16 protein-coding genes are annotated in these 18,132 nt (G+C 65.9%); 7 read left to right on the forward strand and 9 right to left on the reverse strand.

Annotated elements, in window-relative coordinates:
- Positions 1 to 12: 12 nt before the first annotated feature.
- Positions 13 to 948 carry a 4-hydroxyproline epimerase gene (locus ASD75_RS08010; protein WP_056744583.1) on the reverse strand — a complete coding sequence of 312 codons (936 nt, stop codon included), beginning with the start codon at positions 946 to 948 and terminating at the stop codon, positions 13 to 15.
- Positions 949 to 982: 34 nt separating this feature from the next.
- A complete protein-coding gene (locus ASD75_RS08015; RefSeq protein ID WP_055398099.1) occupies positions 983 to 1,900 on the reverse strand; it encodes a dihydrodipicolinate synthase family protein in 918 nt (305 codons plus the stop codon).
- Between the two features lie 255 nt (positions 1,901 to 2,155).
- Between ASD75_RS08015 and alaS the strand changes: the two genes are divergently transcribed.
- Together alaS and ASD75_RS08025 are read left to right on the forward strand one after the other, a co-directional pair.
- Entirely contained in the window at positions 2,156 to 4,783 is a 2,628-nt protein-coding gene (gene alaS, locus ASD75_RS08020; protein ID WP_056744585.1) for an alanine--tRNA ligase, read from the forward strand.
- A gap of 100 nt (positions 4,784 to 4,883) precedes the next feature.
- Positions 4,884 to 7,865, forward strand: coding sequence for an HD domain-containing phosphohydrolase (locus tag ASD75_RS08025; RefSeq protein ID WP_056744587.1), 2,982 nt, complete (start codon positions 4,884 to 4,886; stop codon positions 7,863 to 7,865).
- Between the two features lie 104 nt (positions 7,866 to 7,969).
- Here the strand turns inward: ASD75_RS08025 and ASD75_RS08030 are convergent, their stop codons facing one another.
- The 5 genes from ASD75_RS08030 to ASD75_RS08050 form a co-directional block, all read right to left on the reverse strand.
- Positions 7,970 to 9,025, reverse strand: coding sequence for a GGDEF domain-containing protein (locus ASD75_RS08030; RefSeq protein ID WP_056063179.1), 1,056 nt, complete (start codon positions 9,023 to 9,025; stop codon positions 7,970 to 7,972).
- Positions 9,026 to 9,064: 39 nt separating this feature from the next.
- Positions 9,065 to 9,838 (reverse strand): tRNA (guanosine(46)-N7)-methyltransferase TrmB, encoded by a 774-nt coding sequence (gene trmB / locus ASD75_RS08035; RefSeq protein ID WP_056744589.1) that lies wholly within the window; start codon positions 9,836 to 9,838, stop codon positions 9,065 to 9,067.
- A complete protein-coding gene (gene gluQRS / locus ASD75_RS08040; RefSeq protein ID WP_156400973.1) occupies positions 9,835 to 10,836 on the reverse strand; it encodes a tRNA glutamyl-Q(34) synthetase GluQRS in 1,002 nt (333 codons plus the stop codon). Before gluQRS ends, trmB begins: the two co-directional genes overlap by 4 nt.
- Before the next feature lie 8 nt (positions 10,837 to 10,844).
- Positions 10,845 to 11,849, reverse strand: a complete 1,005-nt coding sequence (locus ASD75_RS08045; protein WP_056744593.1) for an NAD(P)/FAD-dependent oxidoreductase — start codon at positions 11,847 to 11,849, stop codon at positions 10,845 to 10,847.
- Between the two features lie 235 nt (positions 11,850 to 12,084).
- Positions 12,085 to 13,023: a LysR family transcriptional regulator gene (locus tag ASD75_RS08050; protein WP_056744595.1), complete on the reverse strand. Its 939-nt coding sequence runs from the start codon at positions 13,021 to 13,023 to the stop codon at positions 12,085 to 12,087.
- A 104-nt stretch (positions 13,024 to 13,127) separates the two neighbouring features.
- On the opposite strand from ASD75_RS08050, the gene ASD75_RS08055 reads away from it, so the two are divergent.
- The 5 genes from ASD75_RS08055 to ASD75_RS08075 all read left to right on the forward strand — a co-directional run bounded on the left by ASD75_RS08055 (position 13,128) and on the right by ASD75_RS08075 (position 16,338).
- A complete protein-coding gene (locus tag ASD75_RS08055) occupies positions 13,128 to 13,829 on the forward strand; it encodes a pirin family protein (RefSeq protein ID WP_056744597.1) in 702 nt (233 codons plus the stop codon).
- A gap of 40 nt (positions 13,830 to 13,869) precedes the next feature.
- On the forward strand, positions 13,870 to 14,283 hold the full coding sequence (locus ASD75_RS08060) for a DoxX family protein (protein WP_056744599.1): 414 nt from the start codon (positions 13,870 to 13,872) through the stop codon (positions 14,281 to 14,283).
- 143 nt (positions 14,284 to 14,426) lie between these two features.
- Entirely contained in the window at positions 14,427 to 14,981 is a 555-nt protein-coding gene (locus ASD75_RS08065; protein WP_056744601.1) for a flavodoxin family protein, read from the forward strand.
- A 59-nt stretch (positions 14,982 to 15,040) separates the two neighbouring features.
- Positions 15,041 to 15,448, forward strand: a complete 408-nt coding sequence (locus ASD75_RS08070; RefSeq protein WP_056744603.1) for an OsmC family protein — start codon at positions 15,041 to 15,043, stop codon at positions 15,446 to 15,448.
- Positions 15,445 to 16,338 carry a pirin family protein gene (locus tag ASD75_RS08075; RefSeq protein WP_056744605.1) on the forward strand — a complete coding sequence of 298 codons (894 nt, stop codon included), beginning with the start codon at positions 15,445 to 15,447 and terminating at the stop codon, positions 16,336 to 16,338. Before ASD75_RS08070 ends, ASD75_RS08075 begins: the two co-directional genes overlap by 4 nt.
- A gap of 63 nt (positions 16,339 to 16,401) precedes the next feature.
- Here the strand turns inward: ASD75_RS08075 and ASD75_RS08080 are convergent, their stop codons facing one another.
- Both ASD75_RS08080 and ASD75_RS08085 read right to left on the reverse strand, forming a co-directional pair.
- Positions 16,402 to 17,184, reverse strand: a complete 783-nt coding sequence (locus ASD75_RS08080; protein ID WP_056745135.1) for a sulfurtransferase — start codon at positions 17,182 to 17,184, stop codon at positions 16,402 to 16,404.
- Positions 17,185 to 17,271: 87 nt separating this feature from the next.
- Positions 17,272 to 18,126 (reverse strand): MinD/ParA family protein, encoded by an 855-nt coding sequence (locus tag ASD75_RS08085; RefSeq protein WP_056745138.1) that lies wholly within the window; start codon positions 18,124 to 18,126, stop codon positions 17,272 to 17,274.
- Positions 18,127 to 18,132: the final 6 nt, after the last annotated feature.

Raw genomic sequence — 18,132 nt, forward strand, 5'->3', positions numbered from 1 at the left:
AGCAGGGTCGGGTTAAAGCCGGATGCCCCAGGCAAAGGGGTCCTTGTCTTCAATCAGCAAAGTAGCGTCGGCGCTCATGTGCGCGCGGCCCCGCAAGGTGGGGATGACCTTGCCATCGTCCTGCAGCGTGTAGCTGGCCTCGAACTGGCTGCCGATGATGCTGGCCTGGCGCCAGAGTGCGCCCGGTGCGAGCTTGCCGTCAGCCGCCAGGCAGGCCACCTTTGCGCTGGTACCCGTGCCGCAGGGCGAGCGGTCATAGGCCTTGCCGGGACACAGCACATAGTTACGGCTGTCGGCCTGGTCATCGTCGGCAAACAGCTCGATGTGGTCAATCTCGCCGCCGTTGTCGCCCCGAATGCCCTGGTCTTTGAGGGCTTGCTGCACGGCGCAGCTGTAGGCCATCAACGCCTCCAGGTTGTCACTGGCTACACGCTGGCCGTGGTCAGAGATCAGGAAGAACCAGTTGCCTCCCCAGGCCACATCGCCCACCACGCGGCCATGGCCGGGTACGTCCACCGCCAGCTGATGGTGCAGGCGGTAGGCCGGCACATTGCGCACGCTGACCGAGCCATCGGTGTGCAGGGTGGTGGTGACGGTGCCCGCCGGGGTTTCGATGCGGTGCTCGCCAGGGGTGATGCGGCCCAGGTAGGCGAGCGATGCGATCAGCCCGATGGTGCCGTGGCCACACATGCCCAGGTAGCCGCTGTTGTTGAAGAAGATCACGCCCGCTGCGTTGGCCGGGTCTTGCGGCGCGCAGAGCAGCGCCCCCACCACCACGTCGCTGCCACGCGGTTCCAGCACGGTGGCGGCCCGCCAGGCATCGTGGCGCTCGGCCAGCAGCGCACGCCGTTCGGCCATGGTGCCGGTGCCCAGGTCCGGGAAACCGTCGATGACAAGCCGGGTCGGCTCGCCGCCCGTGTGGGAGTCGATCACGTGGATGCGTTGCATGGTGCTGTGGTGGTGGAGTAGGGCGCTCAGTGTCTCAGGCGACAGACTGGTATTTTGTAGGGCGCGTGGCCAGGGCCTTGCGCACCACACTCTCGACAAATGCGCGTTCGTCGCCCACCAGGGGCAGGCGGGGGCGGCGCATGTGTTCGGTGCCCACACCCACCAGCGCATCGATGAGCTTGAGGTTCTGCACGAGCTTGTTGGACACATCCAGGTGCAGCATGGGCGTCATCCACTGGTAGAGCGGCAGCGCCTCGGCAAATTTGCCAGCCTTCATCAGGTCGTACAGCGCCACGGTTTCGCGCGGGAAGGCGCAACCCACGCCGGCCAGCAGGCCGTCGCAGCCCAGGGCCAGGCCTTCGTAAGCCAGGTCGTCCACGCCCAGGAAGAGCTGGTAGCGGTCACCCACGGTGTTGCGCAGGTCGGTGATGCGGCGGATGTCGCCGGTGCTTTCCTTGATGGCGGCGATCCACTCGCAGTCGGCCAGCTCCACCATGTGCTCGGGCTTCAGGTCCACGCGGTAGGCCACAGGGTTGTTGTAGACCATCAGGGGGCGCTGGGCGGCACCCGCCATGGCGCGCACATTGGCCATGGCCTCGCGGGCGTCGGCCACGTAGATCACCGAGGGCATGACCATGTAGCCGGCCACGCCGAGCTTGTTGCCGCCGTCGATGTACCGCAGGGCTTCGCGGGTGCTGGTTTCGGACACATTGGCGAGCACTGGTACGCGGCCGTCAGCAGCTTCGAGGGCGATCTTGGCGACCTGGAGCTTTTCCTCCAGCGTGAGGGTGCTGGCTTCGCCGAGAGAACCGCAGGTGACCAGCCCGTGGATGCCGTTGCGGATCTGGAAGTCGATGTGGCGGGCTGTGCCCTCGGCGTCGATGGACTCGTCGGCGTGGAACTTGGTGGTGATGGCAGGGAAGATGCCTTGCCAGCGGGGTTGTGGGTTCACGAGGGACTCCTTGGATCGGTGGTCGGGTTGAAGTTATTAATATATTAACAAGATATTTAAAGCGCGCAAGCGGATTTTTCCGCATTCGTTGGCGCATGGATCGGAGGCACCTACCTCCGCCCTGTCGCCCTCCCGCCACGGACCGCCAGACTGCAAACCTATAATGAAAGGTTGGTCCCCATAGGGGCAGCGACAGGCAGCGCGCAGGCGCGGGTCCTGCGGCCTGCCTGCTGCGTGCAACCACTCCACAACACCATGAGCACTCCCACTTTTTCTGTCGCTGACATCCGCAAGTCCTTCCTGGACTTCTTCGTCTCCAAGGGCCACACCGTGGTGCCGTCGAGCCCTCTGGTGCCTGGTAACGACCCCACGCTGATGTTCACCAACTCGGGCATGGTGCAGTTCAAGGACGTGTTCCTGGGCACCGACAAGCGCTCGTACAACCGGGCGGTGTCAGTTCAGGCCTGCCTGCGTGCGGGTGGCAAGCACAACGACCTGGAAAACGTGGGCTACACCGCGCGCCACCACACCTTCTTTGAAATGCTGGGCAACTGGTCGTTTGGCGACTACTTCAAGCGCGAATCGCTGAAGTGGGCCTGGGAGCTGCTGACCGAGGTCTACAAGCTGCCGCCAGAGCGCCTGCTGGCCACGGTCTACCAGGAAGACGACGAGGCCTACGACATCTGGACCAAGGAAATCGGCTTGCCACCCGAGCGCGTGATCCGCATCGGCGATAACAAGGGCGGCCGCTACAAGTCCGACAACTTCTGGATGATGGCCGACACCGGCCCCTGCGGCCCGTGCAGCGAAATTTTCTACGACCACGGTCCGCACATTGCCGGTGGCCCGCCCGGCAGCCCCGATGAAGACGGTGACCGCTTCATCGAGATCTGGAACAACGTGTTCATGCAATTCAACATGGACGAAACCGGCGCCGTGACCCCGTTGCCCGCGCCCTGCGTGGACACCGGCATGGGCCTGGAGCGCTTGGCCGCCATCCTGCAGCACGTGCACAGCAACTACGAGATCGACCTGTTCGATGCGCTGATCAAGGCCGCTGGCCGCGAGACCGGCGTGGCCGACCTGAACAACAAGAGCCTGCGTGTGATCGCTGACCACATCCGTGCCACCGCCTTCCTGGTGAGCGACGGCGTGATCCCCAGCAACGAAGGCCGCGGCTACGTGCAGCGCCGCATCGTGCGCCGCGCCATCCGCCACGGCTACAAGCTGGGCAAGAAGACGCCGTTTTTCCACAAGTTGGTGGCCGACCTGGTGCGTGTGATGGGCGATGCCTACCCGTCCCTGCGCGAGCAGGAGCAGCGCATCACCGAGGTGCTCAAGGTGGAAGAAGAGCGCTTCTTCGAAACGCTGGCCAACGGCATGGAAATTCTGGACACGGCACTGGATGGCGGCGCCAAGGTGCTGCCTGGCGACGTGGCGTTCAAGCTGCACGATACCTATGGTTTCCCGCTCGACCTGACCAACGACGTGTGCCGCGAGCGCGACGTGGAAGTGGACGAGGCAGGCTTCAAGACCGCCATGGAAAAGCAGAAGGCCCAGGCCCGCGCTGCTGGCAAGTTCAAGATGGACAAGGCGCTGGAGTACACCGGTGCCGCCAACCAGTTCACGGGCTACGAACACCTCGCAGAGACTGCAAAAATCGTAGCAATCTATGTAGACGGTACTAGCGCTGCAGCACTGAAAGCCGGCCAAAACGGCGTGGTGGTGCTGGACACCACCCCGTTCTATGCCGAAAGCGGCGGCCAGGTGGGTGACGAAGGTGTCATCACCAGCGGCTCGGCACGCTTTGCGGTGGGTGACACGCTCAAGATCAAGGCCGATGTGTTTGGCCACCACGGCACGCTCGAAGAGGGCACGCTGAACGTGGGTGACACGGTGCAGGCCCAGGTGAACACCGCCGTGCGCGCTGCCATCATGCGCAACCACTCGGTCACGCACATCATGCACAAGGCCCTGCGCGAAGTACTGGGCAGCCATGTGCAGCAAAAGGGCAGCCTGGTCAATGCCGACCGCACACGCTTCGACTTCACACACAACGGCGCCGTGACGGCGGCTGAAATCCGCGAGATCGAACGCCGTGTGAACGAAGAAATCCTGGCCAACCAGCCCACGCAAGCGCGCGTGATGGACATCGAGTCGGCCCAGAAGACCGGCGCCATGATGCTGTTTGGCGAGAAGTACGGCGAAACCGTGCGCGTGCTCGACATCGGCACCAGCCGCGAACTGTGTGGCGGCACACACGTGCAGCGCACGGGCGACATCGGCCTGTTCAAGGTGGTGGGCGAGGGTGGCGTGGCTGCTGGCATCCGCCGCATTGAGGCCGTGACCGGCGCCAACGCACTGGCGTACTTGCAGAACCTGGAAGACACCGTGAACCAGGCCGCCAGCACGCTCAAGGCGCCGGTGGCCGAGCTCAACGGCCGCATCAGCCAAGCGCTGGACAACGCCCGCGCGCTCGAAAAGGAAGTGGCTGCCTTGAAGGGTAAGCTGGCCTCGAGCCAGGGTGACGAACTGGTGAGCCAGGCGGTGGAGGTGAAGGGCCTCAAAGTGCTGGCTGCGGCGCTGCCGGGTGCCGACGCCAAGACCCTGCGCGACACCATGGACAAGCTCAAGGACAAGCTCAAGACCGCTGCCATCGTGCTGGCCGCCGTGGATGGCGACAAGGTGCAGATCGCCGCGGGCGTCACCGCCGACAGCGTGGGCAAGCTCAAGGCGGGCGAACTGGTCAACTTTGTCGCCCAGCAAGTCGGCGGCAAGGGCGGCGGCAAGCCCGACATGGCCATGGCTGGCGGCACGGACGCGTCCAAACTGCCCGCAGCACTGGCTTCGGTGACAGGCTGGGTCACGCAGCAACTGGGCTGATGTACCTGTCACCACAGCGGCACCAGCCGCTGTGGTGTGGCAGCCATGGCTGCCAAAAAGAGGGTGACGGAACGCCAGCTTTCACCCTAAAGTGCAGCGCATGGACACCCTGCGCGACAGCCCCCAAGACCCGCCGCCGTCCGCTGTGCTTCGCGGTACGGGCGCTGCTTCGGTGGGCCAAGGCGGCCACCTGCCATGGTGGCGCCGCATCACCATCCCCTTTGAGGTCCTGATCGCCACCGTGGTGGTCACCGCCATGCTGTTGTTGACAGCGTTGCTGGTGTACCAGGTCAGCACCAGCGCGCGCCAGGCCATCATTGCGGCATCGGACGAGAGTGCGCAGCGCATCAGCCAGCTCATTGCCGAACGGGTGCATCGCATCGTGGACCCGGCCGATGCCACCATCCGCCTGCTGGCGTTCGACCCGGTGGCCTCTGCGTCCACCCTGCCAGCGCGGCTGCGGCGCCTGCCTGTACTGGCGCGGCTGCTGGAGCAGAACCCGCTGCTGTCGGCGGTGTTCATCGGTTACCCGGACGGGCAGTTTTTGCTGGTGCGGCCGGTGCGAAACGAGGCCTTGCGGGTGCGGCTGGATGCACCGCCCAAAACGGCGTACCTGGTGCAGTCCATGGCGCGCGAGCGTGGGCTGGCGGGCATGGTGGGGCGCTGGAGTTATTACGACGCAGACTTGCGGCTGATCGACTCGGCCGTGCGCCCGGAATACCGCTACGACCCCCGTACCCGCCCCTGGTACGCCGAGGCGCTGGAGCAGAACACCCAGATCCTCACGGCACCCTATGTGTTCTTCACCACGCAGGAGGTGGGCATCACGCTGAGCCAGCCCAGCGAGGACGGGCGTGCGGTGATTGGCCTGGACGTGGCCCTGACCGACCTGGGACATGAGATCAGTGGCCTGCGCCTGATGCCCCGCACCGAGATCGCGGTGGTGGACAAGGACCGCCGCGTGCTGGCCTATCCCGATATGTCACGCGTGCTACTGCGTGATGGCAACACGCCGGGCCTGCGGCTGCGTGCCCTGGACGATCTGGGTGTGCCCAGCCTGCATGCGCTGCAGGCGCTGGGCCTGAAAGATGGCGAGTCACGCCGCCTGCAGGCCGACGGCGAGGAATGGCTGGGCCGTTCGCTGCCGCTGGCATCGATGCGCTGGCAGGGGCTGCAGATCCTGATGGCGATTCCTACCAAGGAGCTGCTGGCCGAGGTGAACAACAACCTGCGCCAGCAGGTGTGGCTGTCGGTGTCGCTCATCGGCCTGATGCTGCCGTTGGGCTGGCTGGCCGGCCGGCGCGTGGGGCGCAGTCTGTTCGGGCTGGCGTTGCAGGCCCGGGCGCTGGCGCGGTTTGATTTCCGGCGGCCCGAACGGCGGGTGTCGCCGGTGCGCGAGGTGCGCGACCTGGGGCAAGTGATGGACCGCATGTCCGACACCATCCAGGAGTTCTTGCACATCACCCACCACATCAGCGCCGAGTCGCGCACCGACCTGATGCTGTCGAGCGTGCTGTACGAGCTGGTGCGCGCCACCAGTTGCACCGGCGGTGCGGTGTACCTGGTGGACCCGCAACGCACCGGCTTGCTGCGCGCGGCCCGCCATTGCGAAGACCCGGAGCAGCAGTCGCGCTACCCCGAGCACCTGGCCATGGTGCATTTCATCAACCATACCGAGCCCCAACCGGGCGACCAGCACGAAGACGACGACGACACCGAGCCCGCGCGTGTGCTGCGGGTGCAGCTGCGCACCCGTGACGGGCAGCCCCTGGGTCTGCTGGTGCTGCGCTACATCGCGGACCAGACGCAGGACGACGCGCATTTCCGGGCGTTTGTCGAGAAGTTGTCGGGCACGCTGTCGGTGGCCATCGAGACGCGCAGCCTGATCGAAGGCCAGAAGAAGCTGCTCGATGCTGTCATCCGCCTGCTGGCCGACGCGATCGACGCCAAGAGCCCCTACACCGGTGGCCATTGCGAGCGCGTGCCGGAGCTGGCCGAGGCGCTGATGGACCGCATGTGTGCGGCCAAGGACGGCCCGTTTGCCCAGGTGGCCATGACCGATGCCGAGCGCTACGAATTCCGCCTGGGGGCCTGGTTGCATGACTGCGGCAAGGTCACCAGCCCCGAGCACATCATCGACAAGGCCACCAAGCTGGAAACGCTCTACAACCGCATTCACGAGGTGCGCATGCGCTTTGAGGTGTTGTGGCGGGACGCTGAGCTGGACTACTGGAAGCAGCATGTGTCCGGCGTGGACCCGGTGCGCCTGCAGCGTGAGTTGCTGCAGCGGCGCGAACAACTGCAGGAAGACTTTGCCTTTGTAGCCCGCTGCAATGTGGGGGGCGAATTCATGGCCGAGGCGGACATTGCCCGCCTCAAGGCCGTTGGCCGCCAGATATGGCAACGGCATTTTGACGACCGCCTGGGCCTGTCGGCCGCCGAGATGCTGCGGCTTTCCAGCGTGCCGGTGCGCCCCTTGCCCGCCAACGAGCCGCTGCTGGCCGACCGGCCCGAGCACATCGTGCCCTGGGGCACACGCAAGCCGCCGGTGGAGGCGGGCAACCCCGCGAATCGCTGGGGCTTTGACATGGTGTTGCCGCCCTACGAGGCGCACCTGGGCGAACTGCACAACCTGTCCATCCAGCGGGGTACGCTCACCGCCGAAGACCGCTTCAAGATCAACGACCACATCGTGCAGACCATCATCATGCTCAGCGGTCTGCCGTTTCCGCCGCACCTGGCGCGCGTGCCGTCGATTGCCGGGTCCCACCATGAAAAGCTGGACGGCACCGGCTACCCCCGGCGTCTGAAGGCGCCAGAGCTGACGCTGGCCGACCGGGTGATGACCCTGGCCGATATCTTTGAGGCGCTGACTGCGGCCGACCGGCCCTACAAGCCACCCAAGACCTTGTCCGAGTCGCTCAAGATCATGACCCACATGGTGCGCGAGCGTCACATCGATGCCGAGGTGTTCCGCTTCTTCCTGACCAGCGGCGTGTGGCGCGACTACGCAGAGCGCTTTCTGACGCCTGCGCAGCGCGACGAGGTCAATGTGGAGGCCATTCTGGCGTCGCTGGGCTGAGAGGGGAAAGACGCCCTATGGTGGACGATGGGGCAATGACTTCTTGCGCGGGCCAGCCTTGTTGAAGCGGACAGCGGGCCATATGGCCATGGGGCCGGGCCCGGTCAGAACAGCTCGACGTCGTCGTTGGCGACCTTGGTTGCCAGTTGACCGCTGGCCACCAGATCGTCATAGAAGCAAACCTGGTTGCGGCCATGTTCCTTGGCGTAGTAAAGCGCCTGGTCGGCCTGGCCCAGAATCTCTACGGGCGAGCCGCGCGTGGTGCTCACAAAGCCCAGGCTCACCGTGACCTGGCCCACCTGCGGGAAATGGTACTCCTGCACGGCCAGCCGGAAGCGGTTGAACACCTTGTGGGCGGTGCTCAGTGTGGTGGAGCGCAGCAGCACCACAAACTCCTCGCCGCCGAAGCGGAAGATGCGGTCATGGCTGCGGAAAGAGCTGCGCAGGATGTTGGCGATCAGGATCAGCACCTCGTCGCCATACAGGTGGCCGAACCGGTCGTTGACCTGCTTGAAGTGGTCGATGTCCACCACCGCCAGCCATTGCTGCACGGGTTCGTTGTCGCTGGCCACTGCGGTTTCCTCGGCCGCAAAAGACTCGGTAACGGCGCCCGTCCGGCTGGCCAGCCCGCTCATGGTGTAGCGGGAGAACTGCTCGTCAAACGTCTTGCGGTTGAACAGGCCGGTGAGCGCATCACGCTCGCTGTAGTCGAGCAGGCTCTGGTAGTTCTGGTACACCTGAAACACGCCCATGAGCACGTCGAGCTTGTGGGCCGAGAACGGGCGCGACTGCGTGATCTCCAGGCAGGTGCTGACCTTGTCATGCATCCACACCGGCAGCCACAGCACATGGCGGCCCCGGCGGGGCGAGGCCAGCGCGCTTTCGCCATGGCTGTCCACGCAGTCCCGCAGCGCGGGGTATTGGTCCAGCGGCTCGCGGCGGGGGTCGGCGGCGGCTTCGGAGTCGGTGGACACGAGCTGGCCGCTGTCCACCCAGGTGCGGGGGCGCACATGGGGCACGCCACCGTCCGTGAACAGCTCCAGGGCCCGCACCTCGATGATGCTGCTGAGCTTTTGCAGCGTGGACAGCACCGATACCTCCAGCCGCAAGTGGTCGCGGTGGCCAGTCATCTCCACCAGGTTTTGCAGGATGGGTTTCATAGGCGGTGTGGTGCGGGCCGATCGGGGCATGTCGTGGGGTCAGTTACGGCGCACAAACACCACGTCCCACACCCCATGGCCCAGTCGCAGGCCCCGGTTTTCGAATTTGGTCAGCGGGCGGTAGTCGGGTTGCGGTGCAAAGCCGTCTGCGGTGTTTTGCAGGAGGGGTTCGGCGCTCAGCACCTGCAGCATTTGCTCGGCGTAGGGCTGCCAGTCGGTGGCGCAATGCAGGTAGCCGCCCGGCTTGAGGCGTGCAGCCAGCTTGGCCACCAGCGGGGGCTGGATCAGGCGGCGCTTGTTGTGCTTTTTCTTGTGCCAGGGGTCGGGGAAGAAGATGTGCACACCGTCAAGAACGCCGGGCGGCAGCATGTGGTCGATCACCTCCACAGCGTCGTGCTGCAGGATGCGGATGTTGGTCAGCTCTTGCTCGCCAATGCGCTTGAGCAGGGCACCCACGCCGGGCTCATGCACCTCGCAGCACAGGAAGTTGTCATCAGGCCGCACGCGGGCGATATGGGCCGTGGCCTCGCCCATGCCAAAGCCGATCTCCAGCACCAGCGGGGCGCTGCGGCCAAAGGCGGCGGTGGCGTCCAGCGGGGCGGGGGTGTAGGGCAGCACAAAACGCGGGCCGAAGTCCTCAAAGGCCTTGGCCTGGCCCGTGGTGGTGCGGCCGGCGCGGCGCACAAAGCTCTTGATGGTTTTGGGGTGGGTCACACCGGCGGGGGCAGAGCCCTGCACGGCGGGCGTTGTAGGGACGGCGGCTGCGGCAGGCGCAGCACTGGCGGGGGCGGAAGCTGTGGTCAATTCGGTCACGGTGGGCCATTGTAGTTTCGTCGCCACGCCACCACCCACTGTGCCAGTGCGTCGGGTATGCAAATGTTGTGCAGATTTGCCACAGCGGGCAGGCCCAGTGCCAGCGCAGCGTGCGACAGAGCCACCAACGGGTTCTGCAGTTCCAGCGCCTGCGCGCCGTTTTGTTTGGAGAGTTTTTCGCCGTTGTCCCCGCACACCAGGGGGGTGTGCAGGTAGCGCGGTGTGGGCACCCCCAGGGCCTGCTGCAGCAGGATCTGGCGGGGCGTGTTGTCGGCCAGGTCCTCGCCCCGGACCACATCGGTGATGCCCTGGTCGGCGTCGTCCACCACCACCGCCAGCTGATAGGCCCACAGCCCGTCTGCGCGGCGCAGCACAAAGTCGCCCACGGCGGTTGCAACCTGTTGCTGCTGGCGGCCCAGGCGGCGGTCGTGCCACTGCAGTAGCCCGTCCGCTACTGAATATGTAGCACCCCAGGCATGATCCACTAGCGCTATCGGCTGTTTTGGCTTGAAGTCTGTCACATTGAAGCGCCAGGAACGCCCTGTGCGGCCATGCAGCCCATGGCGGCAGGTCCCGGGGTAGGGCAGTGCGGCATGGCGTTCACGCGCATGGCCCTGCGCGGCATGGGCGTCTTCGACGTCCTTGCGTGAACAGGCGCAGGGATAGGCATCGCCCTGCGCCACCAGCTGGTCCAGGGCATGCTGGTACAGCCCGCTGCGCGCAGACTGCCACTGAGGCGGGGCATCGGGGTGCAGACCACAGGCGGCCAGCTGCTGCAGGATGAAGGTGTCAGCCCCCGGCACGCAGCGGGGCTGGTCCACATCTTCCATGCGTACCAGCCACCGGCCGTTGTGTGCGCGTGCGTCCAGCCAGCTGGCCAGCGCGGCCACCAGAGAGCCCGCATGCAGCGGGCCCGTGGGAGAGGGGGCAAACCGCCCCACATAGCGCCCTTCAACGCGTACTGCGGAGCTGCCCTTGTCGTGCGGCTTTGCGCCCACGCCCCCCGTCATGCCACGGCAAGTGCCAGTTCCAGGCCCGACACAAAGGCATCTTCCAGCCGGTGCCCCAGGCACCAGTCTCCGCACGCACCCAGGCCGGCCTTGGCGTCCCACAGGTGGCTCTTGCCCAGCGGGTGGGTGGTCTGCGCATAGCGCCAGCGGCGGGTGTCGGCATGCGCGGGCTCGGCCCGGATGCCGGTGACCTCGGCAAATGCCTTGAGCAGCTTGGCCTGCACGCGGGCTTCGTCGTCTTCGAGGTGTTCTGCCGACCAGGCGGGGCTGGCCTGCACCGTCCAGCGCTCCACCACATTGCGACCCGGCTTGGACGACTCGCGCGCCAGCCAGGCAATGCGGTGGTGGGTGCTGCGCGCGGCGTTCCATTGCGGGCCCAGTGTGGTCAGGCCCGGGCGCACGGCCTGGGGGTAGGCCAGCATCAGGGTCCAGCAGGGGGCAATGGCCACCTTGGACATGGCGTCGGCCAGTGGGGAGTCGAGTCCGGAGCCGGAAATCAGGGCCTGCGCAGGCACGGAGGGCTGGGCCAGCAGCACGGCATCGAAGCCTGCGTACACATGTTGCTCGCCGCCGGCGCCTTCGGTGCGCAATTGCCAGCCTGGTGCGTTCACGGCGTCGGGTTCGATGCGGGTGACGCGGGTGTGGGTGATGAGCTGGCCTGCCTGAACCAGGGGGGCGGCCCAGGTGGTGACCAGCGACTGCATGCCCGGGCTGGCCACCCAATGGGCCTCGCGGTGGGGCAGGCCCACCGCGGCTACGCGGCCTGCAGCGTCCAGCACCTGGACCGAATTGGCGCTCCAGCGCTTGCAGATGCCGGGCACGGTGTCGATGGCGCGGGCAAAACGCGGGTCGCGCACGGTGAAATATTGGGCGCCGGCATCAAAGTTGCCAAAGGGGCTGTCGATGGTGGCGGTGCGGCCACCGGCCTGGTGGGATTTTTCGAACACCGTCACCCGGTGGCCGGCCTGGACCAGGGTACGGGCGCAGGCAATGCCCGCCATGCCTGCGCCGATGATGGCGAAGTGGCGCTGCGGTTTGCCGGAGGGGGTGACTGGGGTGGCGGGCGCTGCGGAGGCCGCAGGGATCGGGGCGCTGGTGCGTCGGAGCCGTTTGGCGGGGAGAGGATCAGGTTTGCTCATGGGAGGCCTTTCGGTGACGGTCGGCAAAAGAAATGCGATGCAGAACCAACAGGAACCACTCTACACGCGGTGCCGGCCTGTGCGCACTTGATCAGGGTCACAAATGATGGTGGTTTTCCAGCAGAGCGCGGCGTGTGGCGGGACTTTGCAGCTGGTTCAGCCACCACTGCAGCGCGCGGCCGGGTGCGGTGAAGCCAGGACCACCCCAGGCGTAGTGCACGCGCACGTTGCGTTCGGGCCGGGCCACGCGGCGCGCCACCAGGCGCCCGGCTTCCAGGTAGGGGCGCACCATGGGTTCGGGCAGAAAACCGCCGCCCAGGCCGCGCAACTGCACGCGCACCTTGGCCTGCATGGTGTCCACCGTCAGCACATCCTGCCCACCCAGCAGGCCCATGGTGGCGCCGCCCCGGGTGGCCGAATCGGCCACGGCCACGGCGCGGTGTTCGAGCAGCGTGGCGTCGGAGATGGGCTCGGGCGCGGTGGCCAGCGGGTGATGGGGCGCCACCACGTAGATGAAAAGCACGTCACCCAGCAGCCCTTGCTGCAGGCCGGCCACGTTGTTGCTGGCCACCGAAACGCCAATGGCCAGGTCTGCGCGGCCGGAGGTCAGCGCCTCCAGCGTGCCGGTCATGATGCCGTCGCGCAGCTTCAGCCGCGTCGGGGGCTTCATGGCGTAGAACGCGTCCACCAGCTCCAGCAGGGTGTGGGGCGAAATGATGCCGTCCACCGACAGCGTGAGCTGCGGCTCCCAGCCCGTGGCCACGCGGCGCACGCGGTGGGCCACGGCGTCGATGTCTTGCAGCAGGCGCGCGCCTTCGCGCAGCAGCTCCACCCCGGCCTCAGTGGGGCGGGCCTGGCGTGCGCTGCGGTCGAACAGCAGCACGTCCAGTGCGTCTTCGATCTGACGCACGCGGTAGGTGAGGGCGCTGGGCACCAGGCCCAGTTGCCGTGCGGCGGCGGCAAAGCTGCCAGCCTCGGCAATCACCTGCAGCATGGTCAGCGCATCGGGGGTGAGGACATCGCGGGCGTTTTGCATGGTGGCGCCATGTTAATTCAGATTATTTGAACAGTGCCATCAATCCGTCTGTGCCCGTAGAGGTGGCTGCGGTCCTACAGTCGAGTCTTGAAAGGAGCACTCACATGCTGACTGTTCGTAAATCGCAAGACCGGGGCCACGCCGACCATGGCTGGCTCAATTCCTTCCACAGCTTCTCGTTTGCCGGGTACTACGACCCTGCCCACATGGGCTTTGGCAACCTGCGGGTCATCAACGAAGACCGCATTGCGCCGGGCACCGGGTTTGGCACCCATGGCCACCGCGACATGGAAATCATCAGCTACGTGCTGTCGGGCGAACTGGCCCACAAGGACAGCATGGGCAACGTCAAGGGCATCCCGCCCGGTGACGTGCAGCGCATGAGCGCAGGCACCGGCGTGCAGCACAGCGAGTTCAACCACGCTGCTGGCCAGACCACGCATTTTCTGCAGATATGGATCGAGCCGAACGTGCGCGGCATCCCGCCCAGCTACGAGCAAAAGACCTTTGCCGAGTCGGAAAAGCGCGGCGCCCTGCGCCTGGTGGCATCGCCCGACGGCGCCCAGGGCTCGGTGAAGATCCATGCTGACGCAGCCTTGTATGCGGGCTTGCTGGATGGTGACGAGTCCGCCACCCTGGCGCTGAACCCCGCCCGCAAGACCTATGTGCACCTGGTGCGTGGCGCGCTGAGCGCCAACGGGCAGGCCCTGTCGGGCGGCGATGCGCTGCTGATGGAAAAGGAAACCACCTTGTCGTTGACCGATGGCCACGACGCCGAGGTGCTGGTGTTTGACCTGGCCGCCTGATCTTTACCTCGTAACCACTTTCACTCAGGAGTTCTTCACCATGTTCACATCCCTGCAAAACCCTCTGGCCCTGGCATCGCGCCTGCTGCTGGCCGCCCTGTTCCTGCCTGCGGGCATCAGCAAACTGACCGGCTTTGCCGGTACCGTGGGCTACATCACTTCGGTGGGCCTGCCCATGCCCACGGTGGCGGCAGCTGTTGCGGCGGCGGTCGAAGTGCTGGGCAGCCTGGCGCTGATCTTTGGCGTGGGCACCCGTTTTGCCGCACTGGCGTTGGCCTTCTTCACGCTGGTGGCCAGCTTCTTCTTTCATGCCTACTGGAACCTGCCCGCTGACAAGCAAATGATGCAGCAGCTCATGTTCTTCAAGAACGTGGGCGTGACCGGCGGCCTGCTGGCCCTGGCAGCGTTTGGCGCCGGCGCCTGGAGCCTGGACGCACGCCGCTCGGACCGTTGATCCGGTTGGCATGGAAAGGGCCTGCAACCCGCAGGGGTGCAGGTTCTGGCATTCAATCTCGTCGTTGGTTGTCGTTCTGTTGGTAGTTCTTTTGGTTCTTTCCCCTGGTCTCGTTCCCTCATCGTTTCAACAGGAGTTATCTCATGGCACACATCGCAGTTGTTTACCACTCGGGTTATGGTCACACGCAGCGCCTGGCGCAGTCTGTGGCGGAAGGTGCAGGCGCCCAGCTGGTCGCCATTGATGCAGAGGGCAACCTGCCCGAAGGCGGCTGGGAAACGCTGGCCGCTGCCAGCGCCATCATCTTTGGCTCGCCGACCTACATGGCGGGCCCCAGCTGGCAGTTCAAGAAATTTGCCGACGCCTCGTCCAAGCCCTGGTTCAGCCAGGCCTGGAAGGACAAGCTGTTCGCGGGCTTCACCAACAGCGCCAGCACCAATGGCGACAAGCAGATCACGCTGGACTACATGTTCCACCTGGCCATGCAGCACGGCGGCATCTGGGTGGGCAACGGCATGATGCCCGCCAACTCCAAGGCGGCCACGCGCAACGATGTGAACTGGATCGGCTCGTTCAGTGGCGCCATGTCCCAGTCGCCGTCCGACGCCTCGGCCGCCGAGATGTTCCCTGGCGACCTGGAAACGGGCAAGCAGTTCGGCCAGCGCGTGGCTGACGTGGCCCGCCGCCTCGTCCGTTAAGGCGAAGCCCACTTTTGGCGCTACAGTGGCGCGCCCCAATACAACCAGGAGAACACCCCATGGCAGTTGAATTGCGGCGCGTCCCCGGCGCGCCCATGGCCCAGACCGTGCATATCCGCGCGCACGACCTCGTGGCCGATGGCAGTGTGGAGGAGGGCGGCGCTGACAGCGGCCCCAGCCCGCACGACCTGTATGACGCTGCCTTGGGGGCCTGCAAGGCGCTCACGGTATTGTGGTACGCACGCCGCAAGGGCCTGCCGGTGGAAGATGTGCTGACCGTGGTCGAGCGCGACGCATCGGCCGAACGCACGGGGGTCTACCGCCTCGCGACCCGGCTGCAGGTCAGCGGTGATCTCACCGATGCCCAGATCGCCGAGCTGGAAACCGTGGCGCAGAAATGCCCTGTGCACAAGCTGATGACCACGGTGACGACCGAGATCAGCACTTCGTTGGAGCGTGCACCATGAGCGATACCCCCAGCTTTCTGCCCCTCACGGGCCATGCCAAGGATCTGGGCGGCGGTTTCACCGTGCGCCGCCTGCTGCCCGCTGTGCAGCGCAAGGCCGTGGGGCCCTTCCTGTTTTTCGACCACTTCGGTCCGGTGACGGTGGCACCGGGCGACAGCCACGATGTGCGGCCCCATCCGCACATTGGCCTGGCGACGGTGACCTACTTGTTCTCTGGCGCCATCATGCACCGCGACAGCCTGGGCTACGTGCAGCAGATCGAGCCCGGCGCCATCAACTGGATGACAGCGGGGCGCGGCATCGTGCACTCCGAGCGCCGCCCGGAGAGCCTGGCGAACCAGGCTTATGTGAACCATGGCATCCAGCTTTGGGCTGCGTTGCCGGCCGCCCACGAGGAAGCCGACCCCTCGTTTGTGCACACGCCTGCGGCGGCCATTCCGGAGCTGCTGGTGGATGGCGCCACCGTGCGGGTGTTGATTGGCGAGGCCTTTGGTCAGACCTCGCCGGTGGCCACGTATTCGCGCACCTTGTACCTGGACATTCAGTTGTCTGCCGGCGCCACGATAGAGATTCCGGCGCTGGTGCCCGAGCTGGCGGTGTACACCGTGGATGCACCCGTGTCGCTGAACGGCGATGAGGTGCCTGCGCACATCCTGGCAGTGGCGGAACCCGGCCAGCCCCTGCGCCTGACGGCGGGCGAGAGCGCCGTGCGCCTGATGGTGATTGGCGGCGAGCCGCTGGATGCGCCACGCCACATGTGGTGGAACTTTGTCTCCAGCCGCAAGGACCGCATCGTGCAGGCCGCCAGCGACTGGGAGGCCCAGGCCATGGGCCAGGTGCCGGGCGAGGTGGAGTGGATACCCCTGCCGGAACACCGCTTCAAGGCGTGATCAAAGTGTGATATGGAGATAAAAATGGGCTGTAGCGCCAGTACATAAAACGCTGGCAGCTCATTATTTGATAGCGCCTTCTGTAGCGGCTGCAGCCGCTGTAGGCGTGTCGATGGCGAGCCCGGTGTCCAGCACGCGGCGCTCGTCAAACACAAAACACCCGCCGTGGTAGTGCGCGCCGTCTGTCAGCTCAAAGTATTTCAGGATGCCACCCTCCAGCTGGTAGACATGGGGCAGGCCTTCCTCGCGCATGAGGATGGCGGCTTTTTCGCAGCGGATGCCGCCGGTGCAGAAGCTCACCACCGTCTTGTCCTGCAGTTCGCTTTTGTGCGCACGCAGCGCAGGGGGAAACTCGGTGAACTTGTCGATGCGCCAGTCGATGGCGTTGTCGAACGTGCCTGCGTCCACCTCGAAGGCGTTGCGGGTGTCGAGCGTGACCACTTCGCGGCCGTCGTCGTCATGGCCTTGGTCCAGCCAGCGGCGCAGCGTGGCCGGGTCTACCGAAGGCGCACGGCCTGCGGCGGGGCGGATGGTGGGGTGGTCCATGCGGATGATCTCGCGCTTGACCTTGACCAGCATCTTGCGAAACGGCACCGTGGCCGACCAGCTCTCCTTGGGCTCCAGGTCGGCAAAGCGTTCGTCGGTACGCAGCTGAGCCACAAAACCCCGCACCGCGTCGACCGGGCCCGCCAGAAAGAAGTTGATGCCCTCTTCGGCCAGCAGGATGGTGCCCTTGAGATGGGCGGCCACTGCACGCTCATGCAGCACATCGCGCAGCGCGGCGGCATCGGGCAGCGGCACGAACTTGTAGCAGGAGATGTTGAGGACGGTGTCGGTAGTGTTCACGGCAGTAAAAATGCACAAAGGCCCGCTGGCGGGCCTGTGGGTCACAGTGGCCGGGCTGCGCCTCATGCGCCGCTCGGCGTATTCGGGTCAGGCCGCAGGCGACAGCAGTGTGGACTCGATCTTGTTGGCCAGCTGGGCAATGGCCAGTGCCGCCGGGCAGCCGGGGGTCTGCAACAGCAGCAGCTGGCGGCGCATCACGGCGTCGCGCACCGAGGTGTCGGCCGGGATGTCGCCCATGTGGATCAGCCGCATGGGGCGACCGGATTCGGTGCTCACAAAGCGGTCGAGCACCTGCTGCAGCTGGCTGGTGATGGCGCGGCCGTCGCCCGGACGCGCCGCCTGGTTGATGACCATGCGCACATGCTGGCGTTTTTGCTGCATGGCCAGCACCTTGATGGCAGCGTAGGCGTCGGTGAGCGAAGTGGGCTCGGGCGTGGCCACGATCAGCACCTCGGAGGCCAGGGACACCGAGAACAGCACCACGTCGGAGATGCCCGCGCCGGTATCGAGCAGCACCACGTCATACCGCGGCGTGAGCGCCTGGATCACGTTCAGGAACTGGTTGCGCACTTCGGGCGTGAGGCGCGAATACTCCACCATGCCCGAACCGGCCAGCAGCACGTCAAAGCCACCGGGCGCGGCGATCACGGCGTCGTCCAGTGCGGCCTTGCCGGTGAACACGTCGTGCAGGGTGATCTTGGGGTGCAGGTTCAGCACCACGTCCAGGTTGGCCAGGCCCAGGTCGGCGTCGAGCACCAGCACGCGCTGGCCTCGGCGGGTGAGGGCGGCGGCCAGGTTGGCCGATACGAAAGTCTTGCCCACACCGCCTTTGCCGCTGGTCACCGCAATGATGCGGGCGCCAGGAGCGGCAGAGGCCAGGGGGGTGGCAGGGCCTGCAGGGGCTGCAGGCGTTGTGGGTTGGGGGGACAGCGCGTCGCTCATCATCTA

The organism is Acidovorax sp. Root568 (assembly GCF_001427445.1).
Classification (GTDB): domain Bacteria; phylum Pseudomonadota; class Gammaproteobacteria; order Burkholderiales; family Burkholderiaceae_C; genus Acidovorax; species Acidovorax delafieldii.

Bases quoted from the DNA above. Each gene is read 5' to 3' on its own strand.
- ASD75_RS08030 (WP_056063179.1), bottom strand. From the start codon at position 9,025: ATGAAACCCATCCTGCAAAACCTGGTGGAGATGACTGGCCACCGCGAC.
- ASD75_RS08085 (WP_056745138.1), bottom strand. From the start codon at position 18,126: ATGAGCGACGCGCTGTCCCCCCAACCCACAACGCCTGCAGCCCCTGCA.
- ASD75_RS08025 (WP_056744587.1), top strand. From the start codon at position 4,884: ATGGACACCCTGCGCGACAGCCCCCAAGACCCGCCGCCGTCCGCTGTG.
- ASD75_RS08055 (WP_056744597.1), top strand. From the start codon at position 13,128: ATGCTGACTGTTCGTAAATCGCAAGACCGGGGCCACGCCGACCATGGC.
- ASD75_RS08010 (WP_056744583.1), bottom strand. From the start codon at position 948: ATGCAACGCATCCACGTGATCGACTCCCACACGGGCGGCGAGCCGACC.
- ASD75_RS08050 (WP_056744595.1), bottom strand. From the start codon at position 13,023: ATGCAAAACGCCCGCGATGTCCTCACCCCCGATGCGCTGACCATGCTG.
- alaS (WP_056744585.1), top strand. From the start codon at position 2,156: ATGAGCACTCCCACTTTTTCTGTCGCTGACATCCGCAAGTCCTTCCTG.
- ASD75_RS08045 (WP_056744593.1), bottom strand. From the start codon at position 11,849: ATGGCGGGCATTGCCTGCGCCCGTACCCTGGTCCAGGCCGGCCACCGG.
- ASD75_RS08070 (WP_056744603.1), top strand. From the start codon at position 15,041: ATGGCAGTTGAATTGCGGCGCGTCCCCGGCGCGCCCATGGCCCAGACC.
- ASD75_RS08065 (WP_056744601.1), top strand. From the start codon at position 14,427: ATGGCACACATCGCAGTTGTTTACCACTCGGGTTATGGTCACACGCAG.
- ASD75_RS08075 (WP_056744605.1), top strand. From the start codon at position 15,445: ATGAGCGATACCCCCAGCTTTCTGCCCCTCACGGGCCATGCCAAGGAT.
- ASD75_RS08060 (WP_056744599.1), top strand. From the start codon at position 13,870: ATGTTCACATCCCTGCAAAACCCTCTGGCCCTGGCATCGCGCCTGCTG.